The following is a 17,320-nucleotide window of genomic DNA, read 5'->3' on the forward strand; positions in this document are numbered from 1 at the left end:
TCCTTTAGTCCAGCTTTTTCTTCAACTGATAAATTAAATTCATCGCATCCATGGGTGTCATATTTAATAAATTCGCGTCCTTTATCTCATCAATCACTTCAACACTCTTGGTCAATTGAACCTCGCGTTCTTCTTCAAATAAGGTTAATTGTTCTTCTGATTGTGTTTCTTGTTCACGTACAGTACTTGTTGCTTCATACGATTCTAATAAATAATTTGCACGGTCTATAATATCATCTGGCAGATTCGCTAACTTCGCAACATGAACTCCATAACTTTTATCCGCTTTACCTTCTTGTATATGGTGTAAAAATACAACTTCACCGTCATGCTCATCAACTTCAACATGAACATTTTTCAACTGATCCAATGATTCTTCTAATGAGGTTAATTCATGATAGTGCGTCGAGAATAATGTTTTTGCGCCGATATGGTGATGGATATATTCAACAATGGATTGCGCTAAAGCCATACCATCATACGTACTTGTTCCGCGGCCAATTTCATCAAAAAGAATTAAACTTTGTTTGGTTGCCTGACGTACGGCGTGTTCAGACTCTAACATCTCGACCATAAACGTACTTTGACCAGAGACTAAATCGTCCGCTGCGCCAATTCGCGTAAAGATCTGGTCAAACACTGGAACAGTAGCAGATTTAGCCGGTACAAAACAGCCAATCTGTGCCATGATGACGATTAGTCCAAGTTGCCTCATGTACGTACTTTTACCAGCCATGTTCGGACCTGTTATAAGCAAAATATTCGTATTGTCATTGAGGTAAAAGCTATTAGGTACAAATTCTTCTTTCATGACTTGTTCAACCACTGGGTGTCTTGCATCTTCAATTTCAATTACATGTTCGTCAACAATTGTAGGTTTTGTGTAATTGTTAAGCTCGCTAATATTTGCAAAACTTAATAGTACATCAATTTGACTAATTCGATCCGCTAATAACTGTAAAATCGAAATATAGTCTTTCATTTGATCACGTATACTAATAAATAAATCGTATTCAAGATTAACACTTTTGTCATTAGCTTCTAATATTAAGCGCTCTTTTTCCTTAAGTTCCGGCGTTATAAAACGCTCTGCATTCGCTAACGTTTGTTTGCGCTCAAAGCGTGATAGATCAACTTGTGATAGATTAGCTTTAGTTATTTCGATATAATAACCAAATACTTTGTTATACCCGATCTTTAATGATTTAATCCCAGTGCGTTCACGTTCAGTCGCTTCTAAATTCGCAACCCACGTCTTCCCATTACGAGAAGCTTCGCGGAATTCATCTAATTGCTCATGATACCCGTCTTTTATAATACCGCCTTCTGTAATTAAAATAGGCGGATCTTCAGCAATCCCCTTTTCTAATAAATCATGAATCTCCTTATAAGGCGTTAGATCTGGTAATAAGGACTGAATGGAATCTTCTTCAATTTTACCTAGGATGTGCTCAATATTCGGGAGCGCACGTAAAGATCGTTTTAATTGTAGTAAGTCTCTAGCATTTACATTTCCATAAGAAATGCGGCCTGCCAATCGTTCGATGTCGTATATATCTTGCAACGCCTCTTTTAATTCTTCACGCTCAAAGAAATGATCCATTAAAGCTTGTACTTGTTGATGACGCTTTTCAATTGCAGATTTCGATAACAATGGCCTGTCGATCCATTTCTTTAACTTTCGAGCTCCCATTGCCGTTGCTGTATGGTCTAACACTGACAATAAGGTGCCTTTTTTGCTCTTATCCCGAATAGATTCCATTAGTTCGAGATTGCGTTTTGAATACAAATCTAACTTCATATACTGAGCTAATTCAATATATTCAACTTGTTGTAAATGTAGTAAAAATCGTTTTTGTGAATGATAAATATACTGAAACACGCGAGCGAATCCACGAATTAATCTTTCATCATCAATATTTTCTACTAAATATTCATAGTCACCTGGGATATGTTCTGCGACTTCAATAGAAATCGTGACGTTTAAATAATGAGCCAACTGATCCTGCTCATCTTCGTTAAAATTCTCTGGTACAACAATTTCTCTTACCGGCCGATTGTATAACTCACTTAAAACATCCTTAAACTCACTCTCAATTAAACTAACAAAACTCTCACCTGTTGAAAGGTCAACATAAGAAACCACATAGTCATTTGAGATGGGTGTGATCGAGGCAATAAAGTTATTTTCATCTTCATTTAACATACTATCTTCCATAATCGTACCAGGGGTAATAACTTGAACAACTTCTCGCTTCACTACTCCTTTGGCCGATTTAGGATCTTCGACTTGTTCACATATCGCAACTTTATAGCCTTTTTCGATTAAGGTTTTAATATATCGTTCAGCTGAGTGATAGGGAACACCGCACATTGGAATTTTTTCTTGTCCACCATCACGCTGTGTTAATGTTATTTCTAATTCTTTTGCAGCTTTTAATGCATCATCAAAAAATAATTCATAAAAGTCACCAAGACGAAATAATAAAAATGCATCTTGATTGGCTTCTTTAATCTTTAAATATTGTTCTATCATGGGTGTGTAGGCTGCCATTTATGTATCCCCCAATTCACTATATCTAACCGTCATTATAGCATAAATGGCCGATAAAATTCATGACTATGAAATAAAAGAAAAAGGCTGATTAGTTCAGCCTTTTTAATGTTCTTTATCAATATCAATTTCAGCCAATTCGGCTTCTAGTTCGTCAAAATCAAAATCATCTTCATCAAAACCGTTTGGTTCAACTTTAGCCCATACCTTCGTTTCTCCAATGATATCAACGACGAATTCTCGTTCTAGCTCTACTTTTACTTTTCCACTGTCATCAATCGTACACTCTAACGTATTTGGTTGTTGCGTTGCTCTACAAGCAACATCAAATTTATTTGAGATACATTTTTCATCTTTCATAACGATCGGAACTTTATCAACATATTGTTTTCGTTCAGTAATTACCTCTGTTTTTGTATTGTCATTATATGAATACCAAACGTTAATATCGTAAGCTCCTGTTACTTCAACCACATGCCCTTTCTTCTTTGCCTCATATTGATGATTGATGACCCAGCAACCTAAAATGCTGGATGGTCGATGATTAGGTGAAACCATGTGAAGTGTTTCTGTGAATTTCTTACCTTTACCACAAACCGCTTTTGTTATAATTTCGCGATAGTCGCGGTCGAACATTCCTGATCCTCCTCCTTTATTAGCCAATGTATTTTATGCAAACTAGGTATCTGTTGTGATTCATGGCCGCATTTGTTTTATGTTTTATACTCATTCATATGTAAATGCCCAGTAAAGTGTTAATAGGTTAGGAGGAGTTTATAAAAAATAAAAACCTATGGGGATTCCCATAGGTTTTAAGTTAAAGCTAGACACGATTTACTTTTGAGCCTGTTTCACCTTTTAAAACATTACCACCTGTTGAGCGAACAATCTCATCTGTCACTTCATTGGCGATGGTGTTTGTTACGCGTTGTAATAAGTCATTAACAACTACTTGAGAATCTTTAAACTCCTGAACAATTGGAATTGCATCCAATTCTTGCTGAAGACGATCTAATTCTTCTTCAACACGCTTTAATGCTTCACCTTTATCATAATGCTGAAGATTAACAGCTTGCTTTTGTAAAGCTTTAATCTTTTTGATGTGACTTTGCACCTTATTACTTTCATTTATTTTTGCTTCAAGCTGTTTAAAACGTTCAATTTCATCAATGTTTGCTAGTTTTTTCGCTAGCTCTTTCGCTTCTTCTACAACTTCCTGACGTGTATATTCAGCCATTTAAATCACCTCTGCTGGTTCAGCGGATGGTTCTTCAACCATTTCGCCGTCTAATGTCCAAGTTTTTGTATTCGTAATTTTCACATTTACAACCTGACCGATTGCTGATCTAGGACCTTCAAAATTAACTAATTTACCACGTTCAGTGTAACCAGCCAATTTCTCGTCATTACTTTTACTTGTTCCTTCAACAAGTACTTTAACAACTCTATCTTGATACTGTTCCATCGCTTTTCTAGAGTATTCATTGACGACTTCATTCAAGCGATGCAGACGTTTTTTCTTAACGTCTTCTGACACATGATCTTCAATGCGAGCTGCAGGTGTGCCATCACGTGGTGAGAAAATAAATGTGTAAGCACCCTCAAATCCTACTTCATGGTATAACGAAATCGTCTCCTCAAATTGCTCTTCGGTTTCATTAGGGAACCCAACGATGATATCTGTTGTTAAAGCCGCATTAGGAATTTGTTCTTTAATTTTACGAACTAATTCTAAATAGCTTTCTCGAGTATAGCGACGTGCCATAACTCTCAATACCTCAGAGCTTCCAGATTGTACTGGTAAGTGAATATAAGGCATTAGGTTTCCACCCTTAGCTAATACTTCAATGAGGCGATCGTCGAAATCTCTTGGATGTGATGTCGTAAATTTAACACGCGGGATATCAATTTTACGAATTTCATCCATTAGATCACCAAGGCCATAGTCCATATCTAAGTCTTTACCATATGCATTAACGTTTTGCCCAAGTAATGTGACTTCTTTATAGCCTTGTGCAGCTAAATGACGAATTTCTTGAATAATGTCTTCTGGCCTGCGACTACGTTCTTTACCACGTGTGTAAGGCACTATGCAGTATGTACAGAACTTGTCGCACCCGTACATAATGTTGACCCATGCTTTAATACGGCCTTCACGGCGTTTTGGTAGATTTTCAATTATGTCGCCCTCTTTAGACCATACTTCCACAACCATTTCCTTACTCATTAACGCATTGTAAACAAGCTGAGGTAAGCGGTGGATATTATGAGTTCCAAAAATTAAATCAACATATTGGTGTTTTTTAAGAATGCGATTTACGACTGACTCTTCCTGTGACATACAGCCACAAACGCCTATAATTAAATCCGGATTTTCACGTTTCAAGGCTTTTAAGTGACCAATTTCACCGAACACTTTATTCTCAGCATTCTCACGAATAGCACACGTATTCAATAAGATGATGTCAGCTTCGTTTTGGTCTGTTGTAGCCTCATAACCCATCTCAGATAAAATCCCTGACATGACTTCTGTATCGTGTTCGTTCATCTGACAACCATATGTCCGGATTAAAAATTTCTTACCTTTACCGAGCCCTTGAAATTGGTCTTCAATTTCAAAGTCATCATGGTATTCTACTTCTTTTCTTAAACGCTTTTTAGCCTTTTTCATATTCGGTGGTTCATAGGTGGCTTCAAAGTATTTAAGAAAATCATCAGACGTTGTTGTTTTAAGACGTTGCAAGTTGTCCTCATCGGATTTTACGTCCGCAGGATCAACTTGGTTAATTTGACTCTGCTCTTTCCGTTGCTTTTCGTTCATTTATATAAACTCCTTTCGTCCAGAATATCAAGCAAGACATATCTGTTCATTATTACAGTATAAATCCTCATACTGATTTTAACAACATAGAACAGGTAATTCCAAAGAAATATCACTGAAATGTCAAATGTTTCATATTACATAAAAAACGTTCAAACCTAACCAGGTTTGAACGTTCACATTCTCTGTCTTATCTTGGTTCTACAATTAGTTTAATTGCCGTTCTTTCTTCTTGGTCAATCATGATATCTGTAAATGCTGGAATACAAATCAAGTCAACACCACTAGGAGCAACAAATCCTCTTGCAATCGCTACTGCTTTAACGGCCTGGTTAAGAGCACCCGCACCAATCGCTTGAATTTCTGCCGACCCACGTTCACGTAATACATTTGCTAACGCACCAGCTACAGAATTTGGATTTGACTTTGCTGAAACCTTTAATATTTCCATTACTAGTTCCTCCTTAATTGACTATTATGATTTTCATAACTAATTTATTCAGCATTCTTTTGCACTATTCCTTTTATTATGAACTAGTTTTTCGAAAAATTCAAATATTCAATATTATTAATCGAAATTTATGTGGTCCGCATTGATTAAAATGCGTTTGATACTATTAGTTTTACCCGTTTTATCATCAATTGAAACACTTAATCCACTAAGAACCGTACGATTCGTTTCAGGGATTTCAAATTTAGCGGGTAACCCGGTTTTAAATTTTCTAATGATGGATTCTTTTTCCATGCCTAAAATACTATCATATGCACCCGTCATACCAACATCTGTAATATACCCTGTTCCATTCGTTAAAATGCGTTCATCAGCAGTCTGGATATGTGTATGAGTGCCAACAACGGTTGATACTTTACCATCCAAATACCAACCCATGGCCTGTTTTTCGCTAGTTGCTTCACCGTGAAAATCAACAAAAATAATATTTGTTTTCTTTTTAGCTTCGTTTACTAGTGTATCAATGACCTGGAATGGATCATCTAGCGGATTCATAAACGTCCGGCCCATTAGATTAATAATAGCTACATCTTTTTGTTTAGCCTTAACAAATTGAAGACCAACTCCAGGTGTGCCTTCAGGATAGTTCGCGGGGCGAACGAGTTGTTTGGCATCATCTATAAAATCGAATATTTCTTTTTTGTCCCACGCGTGATTCCCTAAAGTTACGAAGTCTGCACCATTTTCTAATAGTTCATGATAGATTTTTTTTGTTAGCCCTTTACCGTGCGCAGCATTTTCTCCATTTACGATCGCTAAGTCCGTATGATATTGCTTTTTCAATTTAGGTAAATGTTCTTTGAATGCATTTCTACCAGGTTTACCTACAATATCTCCTATAAATAATATATTCATACTTGTTTCCTTTCTAAATCTTTTGTTACGTAAATAGTTACATAAACTATTTATAAAGTCAAAAGGTTATAAAAAAATAAAAACGGCTAAAGTTAGCCGTTTTTATTTCGCATATTCTACTGCTCTTGTTTCTCTAATCACCGTCACTTTAATGTGACCTGGATAATCGAGTCCTTCTTCAATTTTCTTACGAATGTCTCTTGCTAATTGTGATGCTTTAGCATCATCAATATCATCCGGACGTACCATAATTCGAACTTCACGTCCCGTTTGAATAGCAAATGACTTTTCAACACCTTCGTAAGTATCCGCAATTTCCTCAAGTTTTTCTAAACGCTTAATGTAGTTTTCAAGTGATTCACTTCTCGCACCAGGTCGTGCCGCAGAAAGCGCATCTGCTGCAGCAACAATAACAGAGATAACACTTGTTGCTTCTTCATCTCCATGGTGAGAAGCGATTGCGTTAATTACTACTTCATGTTCTTTGTACTTCTGTGCTAACTCTTTACCAATTTCAACGTGACTTCCTTCTACTTCATGGTCAACTGCTTTACCAATATCATGAAGTAATCCTGCACGTCTGGCTAGTTGTTCATCTTCTCCTAATTCGCCTGCTAGTAATCCCGATAAATAAGCAACTTCTAATGAATGATTTAACACGTTTTGACCATAACTTGTACGATATTTTAGACGACCAAGAATCTTAATTAGATCAGGATGTATTCCATGTGAGCCAATATCAAATGTAGCTTGCTCACCAACTTCACGGATATATTCATCAACCTCGCGTCGAGATTTCTCTACCATCTCTTCAATGCGAGCCGGATGAATTCGACCGTCTTGTACAAGATTTTCTAACGCAATTCTAGCAATTTCTCTTCGAATTGGATCAAATCCAGATAAAATAACAGCCTCAGGAGTATCATCTATGATGAGATCAATACCAGTTAACGTCTCTAACGTACGGATATTACGACCTTCTCTACCGATAATACGACCTTTCATTTCATCGTTCGGTAAATTAACAACAGAAACAGTTGTCTCAGACACATGTTCAGCCGCTAATCTTTGCATGGCAAGTGATAAGATTTCTTTAGCTTTCTTATCACCTTCTTCTTTAGCACGGTTCTCGGCTTCTTTAACCATTAATGCCGTTTCATGTTCCATTTCCTTTTCAGTACGATCAATAATCACTTCACGAGCTTGATCTTGGGTCAAACCAGAAATGCGTTCAAGCTCTGTTTGTTGTGTCTGTAATAACTCATCCACTTTGCTTTCGGCATCATTTAGTTGTTGTTGTTTTTCATTCAACGATTCCTCTTTCTTCTCTAACATTAGCTCACGTTTATCTAATGTTTCACTTTTTCGATCAAGCGTTTCTTCTCTTTGTAAGAGACGATTTTCTTGTTTTTGAACTTCTGATCTTCTGTCTCTTAGCTCATCTTCTTGTTCTTGACGTAATCGGTGACTTTCATCCTTCGCTTCTAAAAGAGCTTCACGCTTTGCTGATTCAGCATTACGTTTTCCTTCATCAACAATCTGTTTCGCGAGATCTTCAGCACTAGAAATCTTTGCTTCAGCGATCGATTTACGAATCATATAACCAACAACAATACCGACAACTGCAAGCAAAATGGAGATGAGTATTGCCGTAGAATCCATACTTTCACCTCCTCTTGCTATTAAAATTTTTTCTCTTTTCTTTCATACATTTCAGTCGGTAATGTACAATCATTCATTTCATCATTTTTATAGGTAAAAATGAAAATTATACAATTTAATTTTAAGCCTGTCTACACCTTATGTCAAGGAATTGTCAAACTATTTGACAGGTAAGGTAACAAAAAACCTTTTCCCAAGAGTAGATCGGGAAAAGGTTAATATATTACTCTAAATTAAGTTTCTCCTGGCCTTCTTCTACTTCTTCTGGTTCTTCATCCATTTGATAATGCTTACGAATCTCATTATAGATTTGTTCATAGACATCTGAATTGTCTTTTAAGAATTGTTTAGCATTTTCTCTACCTTGGCCTAATTTATCGCCATTGTAAGAGAACCACGCTCCACTTTTTTGCACGATATCTAGATTCGTTCCGACATCTACGAGTTCGCCTTCACGAGAAATTCCCTCGCCATACATAATATCCACTTCTGCTTGCTTAAATGGTGGTGCAACCTTGTTTTTAACAACTTTAATTCTAGTACGGTTCCCTACCATTTCGTTACCTTGTTTAAGTGTTTCAGCACGACGAACTTCTAATCTAACAGAAGAATAGAATTTAAGTGCACGACCACCAGGTGTTGTTTCAGGATTACCAAACATAACTCCAACTTTTTCACGTATTTGGTTAATGAAAACAGCTGTTGCTTTAGATTTATTAATGACACCTGATAGTTTACGAAGTGCCTGTGACATTAATCGAGCTTGTAAACCGACATGGGCGTCTCCCATTTCACCTTCGATTTCCGCTTTTGGTACTAATGCGGCAACAGAGTCTACTACAATGATATCAACAGCACCACTACGAACAAGTGCTTCAGCAATTTCTAACGCTTGCTCACCAGTATCCGGTTGAGAGAGTAGAAGATTATCAATATCTACACCTAAAGCTTTCGCATATACAGGGTCTAATGCGTGCTCAGCATCGATAAATGCTGCTTGACCTCCCTGATTTTGAGCTTCTGCAATAGCATGTAAAGCAACGGTTGTTTTACCAGAAGATTCAGGACCGTATATTTCAACCACACGTCCACGTGGGTAACCGCCTACACCTAAAGCGACATCTAAAGATAATGATCCACTGGATACAGTTGATACAATCTGACCTTCCTGTTCGCCTAATTTCATAATCGAGCCTTTACCAAACTGCTTTTCTATTTGCTTTAAGGCCATATCTAATGCTTGCTTACGTTCACTCATTTTAAATAAATCCCCCTTCGACTAAGTACTTCTATGATACTACGTTTTTAATCATTTGCCAACAAAAAAGCGAATATTTGTTCTGTTTTTAGGTGATAAGAAAATGAACTTTTCTTAGTCAAAAATTAAATCTTTTAACGAAAATAACCCTAAAAATTCAATTATCTTATGCTATAAAATTTTTTATAAATTTTATTAAACGTTTAATTCCTTCCGTTGCAGCTTCTTCTCGAATCGTTTGACGGTCACCCTTAATTTGGACATAATCAACTTCCGCATGGTCATTTGCGCTTATTCCGATAAACACGGTTCCCGGTGAATGACCATCAACAACCTCATCACCAGCAACCCCTGTAAAGCTGATCGATAAATCACTTTGTAATTTGTCTCTTGTTAAATGAGCCATTTGTTTAGCACATGGCTCACTAACGGCTCCGTGTTGTGTAATAACTTCTTTAGATACTCCTACAACTTGTTCTTTAGCATCATTGGAATAAGAGACAATTGAGCCATTGAAAAACGATGATGCGCCTTCTAAAGAAACCATTGTTGATGAAAAAAGTCCTCCAGTGACACTTTCACATGAACTTAAGGTCAAATTGTGTTCTTCTAGCAATATTTTTAATTGTTCTTCTAACGACACAGGACCATATCCAATAAAGTGCGAACCTACTCGATTCATGATTTTTTCTTCTGTTGGGTCTAATAGTTGGTTAGCTTCCTTAATTGTTTTGGCTTTAGCTGTCAATCTAAGTGTGACATAGCCATCCTTCGCCAAGGGGGCAATCGTTGGATTTGTTTGTTGTCTAATCAAACCATGTAATTCTGTTTCTAAAGTTGACTCACCAATGCCTTGAAAACTGAGAACACGATTGTACAATTGTTCAGTTAATACCCCTTGTTCCTTTAAATAAGGCATGATTTGTTCGTTCATCAAATATTTCATTTCCTTTGGCACGCCTGGTACGAAAAACCACCATGTGCCATCGTGTTCAAAAAACAATCCAGGTGCCATGCCAACCTCATTTTTAAACACTTTTCCACCTTCGAACCCTAAGGCTTGTTTTCGATTATTTTCTGTCATTTGGAGGTTTCGTTTTTTAAAGAAAGTTTCGATCTTATCCATGGTAGAGGAATGAGTCATTAGATTTGTTTGAAATAGTTTAGCGGCTACGTCCTTCGTTAGGTCATCATCCGTTGGACCTAACCCACCTGTGACGAATATGATGTTCGATCTCGATTGAGCCTTTTCAAACACAGAAAATAGGCGATGTTCATTATCGCCTACTGTCTGTTTAAAATATACATTTATACCAGCTGAAGCTAATCGTTCAGATAGCCACGCTGAATTCGTATCGACTATTTGCCCTAATAAGAGTTCTGTTCCAACCGTAATAATCTCACACTTCGTATCGTGAATCATTTAGAATCCCTCATGACATGCCAGTTTTTCTTGAAGTAGTCAACACCTGAAATTACCGTAATAAGTGCGGCAGCGTATAACAGAATCGTTCCAATCGGAAGTCCAATATATGAGAATGGGAAATGATGGAGTAATAAAAATCCAGCTGCTCCAATTTGTAATGTTGTTTTAAGTTTTCCCATTTGACTAGCCGCTAGCACGATTCCTTCTCCTGCCGCCACGAGTCTAAGTCCTGTTACAGCAAATTCACGACTGATAATAATAATAACGAGCCATGATGAAGCCAGTCCGAGTTCTACTAAACAAATTAAGGCTGCTGAAACTAATAGTTTATCTGCTAAAGGATCGAGAAATTTCCCTAAATTAGTCACTAAATTATATTTTCTAGCATAATAACCATCAATCCAATCCGTTAATGATGCTACTAGAAATAAAATACCAGCAACTAAATGTTCGAGCGGCAGTTCATATTCACCTATTGAATAAACATTCCAATTAAAAGGTGCAACTAATAATATAATAAATATGGGTATAAGAAATATACGAGAAATTGTAATTTTATTAGGTATATTCATTTGTTATCCTCCATCATGTCATGAATAAATCCTTTGCTCACTTTGGACGATTGCAAAGGATTTTTTGGTAAATGATTCATCATTCTATTCTCTGTTTAATTGTATAATTATATTCTGGACAATGTTTTCTCCCTGTTGTGCATCAGGTGTTAACTCATACTCAAGCGGTACACCGTTCACTGAGATGTCTAGTTGAGGAGCATTTCCAACTCTTAAACGAACCCGGTCCTCTTCGATTGCTTCTTCAACAGGTGAATTTTTAGTAGTCACAGAATCTGAGAAGTATTGATTTTCTCCACCATCTTCACCTAAGCCAATGACACCAAGCCAACTATTACCATCAGAAGAGAACTCTAACACTAATTCATCCATATTAGAAGTTTGATAGACTGTAAGCGAGTTGCTTTCATCGACAGATTTAACTTCTAATGTAGGATCTGGTTCCGGTTCTTCCTCAGGTTCTGTCTCTTCCTCAGATTCATCAGGGTTTTCCGACTCTTCCTCTTGATTCGCATCTTCTTCATCATTTTCATTTTCATCAGGTGCCGTTATGATTTCATCGTTATTTTGTTCATCCTCACCATCAGATCCTCTAGTATCCATAAAATTAAGGATGGCGTAGTAAATTGCAAAAGCAATAGCAATTAATAATATAATGGTTAATAATTTAGGTAAAGCTTTGAAAACTGGATTAGACCCACTTGATTCACGTTTAGAGCGTGATGGTGTTACATACTCATACTGCCGACTTTCAGAAGAAGGCAATTCTTCGGCGTGTTCTTCTAAAATAGTGTCAGGGTTTAAATTTACCGCCTCTGCATATTCCCTAACAAACGCTCTAGCATAGAACGTACCAGGTAATGTAGACCAGTCATTTCTTTCAAGTGCTTCTAAATAGCGCTTCTGAATTTTAGTTTCTTTTTGTATATCTTCTAACGTTAATTCTTGGTCTAATCTAGCTTCTTTGAGTCTTTCTCCTAATTCCATGTTTAACACCGTCCAATTTTTTAAAAGTCAAACATCGCAAACCCGTCTTGGTCATCAAACTGAGGTTTATTTATTTCATCATATTTAATCTCTTCATCCTTATTATTACGCAGTTCAATTATATAATCAAAATCCTCCATTGTATATTCTGAATGCTGAACAAATACATCAGGGTGTTCAATAACTTTAACAGCTGGTAATTGCATTACTTCTCGTATGACACCCCAATGTTTATCGCTTGATCGTTTAACAGATACAATTCCATCTAATATATACAAATAGTCTTTATGATATTCATGCTTTATTAACTGACTTCGCACGGTTTGTTTTAATAATGTACTTGATAAAAATAACCACTTTTTATTTGCGCAGACGCTTGCAGCAACAACAGACTCAGTCTTCCCTACTCGAGGCATTCCTCTTATCCCTACTAACACATGACCATCTTTTTTGAACAATTCTGCCATGAAATCAACGAGAATACCTAACTCGTCTCTGACAAAACGAAAGGTTTTTTTATCATCGGAATCACTTTTTATGTAACGTCCATGCATTACAGCAAGCTTGTCTCTTAACTTCGGACGTCTGATCTTTTTAACTTGGATCGTTTGCATCGTGTCTAATATCGTAACAAGTCGCTTCATCTGTTTATCTTCTTTGCAAAGTAATAACATGCCTCGATGAGCATCTTCAACACCATTTATCATTATAATGTTAATCGATAACATGCCCAATAATGAAGAAATATCTCCTAATAAACCTGGTCGGTTATGTAAAATTTCATATTCGAGATACCAATCTTTTCGATCTTCCATTTATAGCCCTCCAACCAAGTTTTATGAATTTTGAGTAATGTTATTACTATAATAAATTATTTTGACATATATTAAAAGGATGTTTGGAATATTTTACTGTAAATGATATGAAAATCCCGAAAGATCCAAGGATCTTTCGGGAATTCATTTAGTGGTCAGAGCCTTCATTTTGGACTAACTTAACCATCATATTAGCAATCGTATGACGTTCCTCTTCAGAAGCAACATTCCATAAATCACGTAACACTGCCTCTTCGTTATTTTTTGCATCAACTTGAGTTGCTAGGTGTTCACCAACTTCATAAGCTAACTCATTAATCGTATCACTTGGCACGCCATTTTCTTCTGCTTGATGTAAACGATCGCCTAAGAAGTCTTTCCACTGATCAAAATTATCTAATACGGACATGTTTCATCCTCCTTTACGTACTTTCAATAATTAGTTTTTGCCGAAGATGAAACATTATACATAAATTTTACAGTTGACCACCGTTAATTCGAATGACTTGTCCTTGGACATAAGAGGAGTCATTTGAACAAAGAAACAATACCCCTTTCGCAACATCTTTAGATGTACCAGCCCTTTTTAAAGGAATCATCGACAGAAAGTCTTTTTCCTCTTCATCATCTAAATGTTGATTCATTTTTGAATCAATATAACCTGGACTAATAGCATTTACATGGATATTCGATGCACTTAACTCTTTTGCCAAGGCTTTTACAAAAGAGATTTGTGCGCCTTTCATCGTCGAATAAACGACTTCATTAGCCGAGCCTACCTCACCCCAAATAGATGAGATCACTATAATTTTACCGAACTTACGCCTTACCATGCTAGAGATCAATGCTTTTGAAATCAACATGGTTGACTTCACATGAATATGATACAAACGGTCCATCATGACAGGGTCAGTATCGATTAATAATTGATAGTGTGCCTCACCTTGAGCAAATATAACAATATCAATGTGAAAAGGGATGCTCTCAATCAGACAGTTAATATCTTCCTCTTTTGTTAAGTCCGACTGTATAGTCATTAACACCTGTTCATCACTCAAAAAGTCTAATGTTTGATTTAACTGTTTAACATTTTGGTTGTAATGAAGAACAAACTGAAAATCTTGTTCGGAAATTTCCTTAACAATAGCCTGCCCTATTTCTCCGCTCGAGCCAATAATTAATACATTTTTCGTTGCTTTCAATTATTGTTCATCCTCTGGTAATACCATACAAATGGAAATTCGATCCTCTGAAATCCAATCATCAATAATTTGATTAACTTCATCAAGGGTTAAATTCTCTAATAACTCAAACACTTCACGATAGTCAATCCCTAAATGATGATAATGAATAATTGTGTTAGCCGTTCCTTCAAGTTCATTAAATTCACGAATTAACTCGCCATATTTCTTCTTTTTAGCACGGTCAAACTCGGTTTGGTCAATTGGCTCATCCTTAATTTTTAAGAGCATTACTTTTACTCGTTCGCCAAATTCTTGAGGTTTAGTCGTACTTCCACCGATCGCAGAGAAACCAAAAGATTCTTCTAAATAGAGTTCTAACCGCAATTTATCAATAACTAAACCTTCCTGATAAAGTTCTTCATAGTACGAACCACTCTTAGAGAAATATAAATCAATCAAAATATCACGAACTAAATCATTTTTTAACAGTTGATCCTGAGCCAAGTTATCAGCCTTTTCTTTAACAGCGACCATGCACTTAGGCGTTTGAACAGGCATATAGATTTTTTCTAATGATTTATATACTGTATCCGCTTCATCACCATAAAAACGATCAATACCATTTGGTTCTTTAAAGTTTTTCTCATTTTGGTTTTGCTGAATGAGATCAAACATCTTCTCATGATCAAAATTTCCAATAACGAACATGGACATATTAGATGGGTGATAAAACGTATGATAGCACGTATATAAATCTTCATGCGTAATGTCATAAATAGAGTCAACAGTTCCAGCGATATCAATTCTTACTGGATGATTTTCATAAAGTGATCCGATTGTGCCAAAAAATAAGCGCCAATCTGCTTGGTCATCATACATTTTAATCTCTTGTTCAATGATTCCTTTTTCTTTTTCGACAGTCTCTTCAGTAAAGTAAGGATCCTGAACAAAGTTTAGCAAGGTTTCTACGTTTTGTTCTTCAGCGGTTGTGCTTGAAAATAAATAAGCCGTTTGAGTAAATGATGTAAATGCATTAGCAGATGCACCACGTTCTGAAAAGTGCTGGAACACATCACCGTCTTCTTTTTCAAACATTTTGTGCTCTAAAAAGTGGGCAATGCCATCTGGGACTGATACTTTTTCAGTTTCGCCAATTGGTGTAAACGTCTGATCAATTGAGCCATATTTCGTAGAAAAAATAGCAAACGTCTTTTCGACTTCTGGTTTTGGATATAAAAAGACATCTAATCCATTTTCTAATTGCTTATGGTACATTGATTCATTAATACGAGGGATTTCGATTTTATTCATTGTCTTCACCTCCATGATCTTCTGCAGTTAGGAAGTAGATAGTATCCAATTTGACTTGATTAGCTACTTTAATGACATCGTCTTTTGTCTTGTTTTCTATTTCCTTAAACGTATCTTCTATATCCTCAGTTTTTCCTGAGACAATTTGTTGATAAAAATATTCAACAATTCCACCGGCTCGGTCAATCGTTTCTTTTAGCTGGTGCGTAATAGCTTTTTTCGTCTGTTCTAATTCATCGTCCGTAATGTTACCGTTTTTAATATCTTCATGTTGTTTCATAATAATTTCTTTTGCCTGATCGTATTTTTCTGGCGCAATACCACTAAACACAAGCATTAACCCTTTATTACTTTCAATTCTTGATGCTGCATAATAAGCTAATGAATGTTTTTCTCGTACATTTAAGAACAACTTCGAGTGTGGAAAAGAACCAAATATACCATTAAACACTTGTAATGATCGGTATTCAGGATCACCATATGTAATCCCAGTGCGATAACCTAAATGAAGCTTTGCTTGTTGTAATTTTTGTTTTTCAGAGACAGTCTCAACTTTATCAGGTAATTTAGGTTCAGATTTTGTCACTTCAACGTTTGGTTTTCGGTTAAATTGGAATACATCCTCAATGACAGGTTTTACATCACCTTCATCAAAATCACCTACGAAAAAGATGTCTAAAGCATCTTCATTGACCATTTGTTGATAAGTTCCATATAGATTCTCAGCATTTATATCGTCCATATCTTCTAAATAGCCGTGAGCGTGAATACTGTACTTCTCACCTTCACACATCTCGTCAATTAATCGCATATTAGCATACTGCATTTTTTCATCGACAATTGATTTGATTTTGTTCGTTAAGGTTTCCTTTTCTTTAGTGACAATTTTTTCATCAAAAGCCTGACCGTTACTTTTAGGGTTCATAGCTACCTCATAAAGAAAAGATAAACAGTCATGAACGAGCTGACTTGCCTCTGGTATAAATTTTTCATTGGCGAAGTCTAACACGAATGTAATGACGTGATTTTCACCTTTTTTACCTGAGTTTATAGAGAACTTAGCACCGTATAGTTCATCTAATTTCAGTCTTAGTTCTTTCTCCGATGGATACTCATTAGTTCCTTTTTGTAAAACAAATGGTAGCAATGCTCGTTTTGTAATATGATCTCTTTCAAGCGGTCTAGCGAACTTAAGAGCAACCGTATTTGTCTTAAACTTTTTGGTTTGAATTAAATGAAGATTGTACTCATCATTTGAATATTCATTATGGGTTAACTTCTGCATATTATACCTCCTTTAGAACACTCCTTCTTATATTCTACCCTAAATTTCCATTAAATACGAAAAATCCCCTTTCAAAAAA

The 17,320-nt window shown here is 36.1% G+C and carries 16 protein-coding genes; all 16 read right to left on the bottom strand.

The window, feature by feature from the left end; translation table 11 throughout:
- Positions 1-4 precede the first annotated feature (4 nt).
- Positions 5-2,554 carry a DNA mismatch repair protein MutS gene (gene mutS, locus EDC24_RS03945; protein WP_124219914.1) on the bottom strand — a complete coding sequence of 850 codons (2,550 nt, stop codon included), beginning with the start codon at positions 2,552-2,554 and terminating at the stop codon, positions 5-7.
- Positions 2,555-2,659: 105 nt separating this feature from the next.
- A complete protein-coding gene (cotE, locus tag EDC24_RS03950) occupies positions 2,660-3,190 on the bottom strand; it encodes an outer spore coat protein CotE (RefSeq protein WP_124219916.1) in 531 nt (176 codons plus the stop codon).
- Positions 3,191-3,377: 187 nt separating this feature from the next.
- Positions 3,378-3,791 (bottom strand): YlbF/YmcA family competence regulator, encoded by a 414-nt coding sequence (locus EDC24_RS03955; protein ID WP_124219918.1) that lies wholly within the window; start codon positions 3,789-3,791, stop codon positions 3,378-3,380.
- Positions 3,792-5,375 (bottom strand): tRNA (N6-isopentenyl adenosine(37)-C2)-methylthiotransferase MiaB, encoded by a 1,584-nt coding sequence (miaB, locus tag EDC24_RS03960; RefSeq protein WP_124219919.1) that lies wholly within the window; start codon positions 5,373-5,375, stop codon positions 3,792-3,794.
- A gap of 190 nt (positions 5,376-5,565) precedes the next feature.
- Positions 5,566-5,826, bottom strand: coding sequence for a stage V sporulation protein SpoVS (gene spoVS / locus EDC24_RS03965; protein WP_093855602.1), 261 nt, complete (start codon positions 5,824-5,826; stop codon positions 5,566-5,568).
- Positions 5,827-5,943: 117 nt separating this feature from the next.
- Positions 5,944-6,741, bottom strand: coding sequence for a TIGR00282 family metallophosphoesterase (locus EDC24_RS03970; protein WP_124219921.1), 798 nt, complete (start codon positions 6,739-6,741; stop codon positions 5,944-5,946).
- Positions 6,742-6,843: 102 nt separating this feature from the next.
- Positions 6,844-8,403 carry a ribonuclease Y gene (gene rny, locus EDC24_RS03975; RefSeq protein WP_124219923.1) on the bottom strand — a complete coding sequence of 520 codons (1,560 nt, stop codon included), beginning with the start codon at positions 8,401-8,403 and terminating at the stop codon, positions 6,844-6,846.
- 223 nt (positions 8,404-8,626) lie between these two features.
- Positions 8,627-9,661 (bottom strand): recombinase RecA, encoded by a 1,035-nt coding sequence (gene recA / locus EDC24_RS03980; protein ID WP_124219924.1) that lies wholly within the window; start codon positions 9,659-9,661, stop codon positions 8,627-8,629.
- Between the two features lie 166 nt (positions 9,662-9,827).
- On the bottom strand, positions 9,828-11,084 hold the full coding sequence (locus tag EDC24_RS03985) for a competence/damage-inducible protein A (protein ID WP_124219926.1): 1,257 nt from the start codon (positions 11,082-11,084) through the stop codon (positions 9,828-9,830).
- Positions 11,081-11,659, bottom strand: coding sequence for a CDP-diacylglycerol--glycerol-3-phosphate 3-phosphatidyltransferase (gene pgsA, locus EDC24_RS03990; protein WP_124219928.1), 579 nt, complete (start codon positions 11,657-11,659; stop codon positions 11,081-11,083). Before pgsA ends, EDC24_RS03985 begins: the two co-directional genes overlap by 4 nt.
- Positions 11,660-11,743: 84 nt before the next feature.
- Complete coding sequence (locus tag EDC24_RS03995; protein ID WP_124219929.1) at positions 11,744-12,646, bottom strand: helix-turn-helix domain-containing protein; 903 nt, start codon at positions 12,644-12,646, stop codon at positions 11,744-11,746.
- Positions 12,647-12,666: 20 nt separating this feature from the next.
- A complete protein-coding gene (locus tag EDC24_RS04000; protein ID WP_124219931.1) occupies positions 12,667-13,461 on the bottom strand; it encodes a DUF3388 domain-containing protein in 795 nt (264 codons plus the stop codon).
- 148 nt (positions 13,462-13,609) lie between these two features.
- Positions 13,610-13,870 carry a DUF3243 domain-containing protein gene (locus tag EDC24_RS04005; RefSeq protein ID WP_124219932.1) on the bottom strand — a complete coding sequence of 87 codons (261 nt, stop codon included), beginning with the start codon at positions 13,868-13,870 and terminating at the stop codon, positions 13,610-13,612.
- Between the two features lie 67 nt (positions 13,871-13,937).
- On the bottom strand, positions 13,938-14,663 hold the full coding sequence (ymfI, locus tag EDC24_RS04010; protein WP_124219934.1) for an elongation factor P 5-aminopentanone reductase: 726 nt from the start codon (positions 14,661-14,663) through the stop codon (positions 13,938-13,940).
- Positions 14,664-15,956: an EF-P 5-aminopentanol modification-associated protein YfmH gene (yfmH, locus tag EDC24_RS04015; RefSeq protein ID WP_124219936.1), complete on the bottom strand. Its 1,293-nt coding sequence runs from the start codon at positions 15,954-15,956 to the stop codon at positions 14,664-14,666.
- Positions 15,949-17,241 carry an EF-P 5-aminopentanol modification-associated protein YfmF gene (gene yfmF, locus EDC24_RS04020; RefSeq protein WP_124219937.1) on the bottom strand — a complete coding sequence of 431 codons (1,293 nt, stop codon included), beginning with the start codon at positions 17,239-17,241 and terminating at the stop codon, positions 15,949-15,951. Before yfmF ends, yfmH begins: the two co-directional genes overlap by 8 nt.
- Positions 17,242-17,320: the final 79 nt, after the last annotated feature.

It is taken from the genome of Aquisalibacillus elongatus, from assembly GCF_003843875.1.
GTDB lineage: Bacteria > Bacillota > Bacilli > Bacillales > Alkalibacillaceae > Aquisalibacillus > Aquisalibacillus elongatus.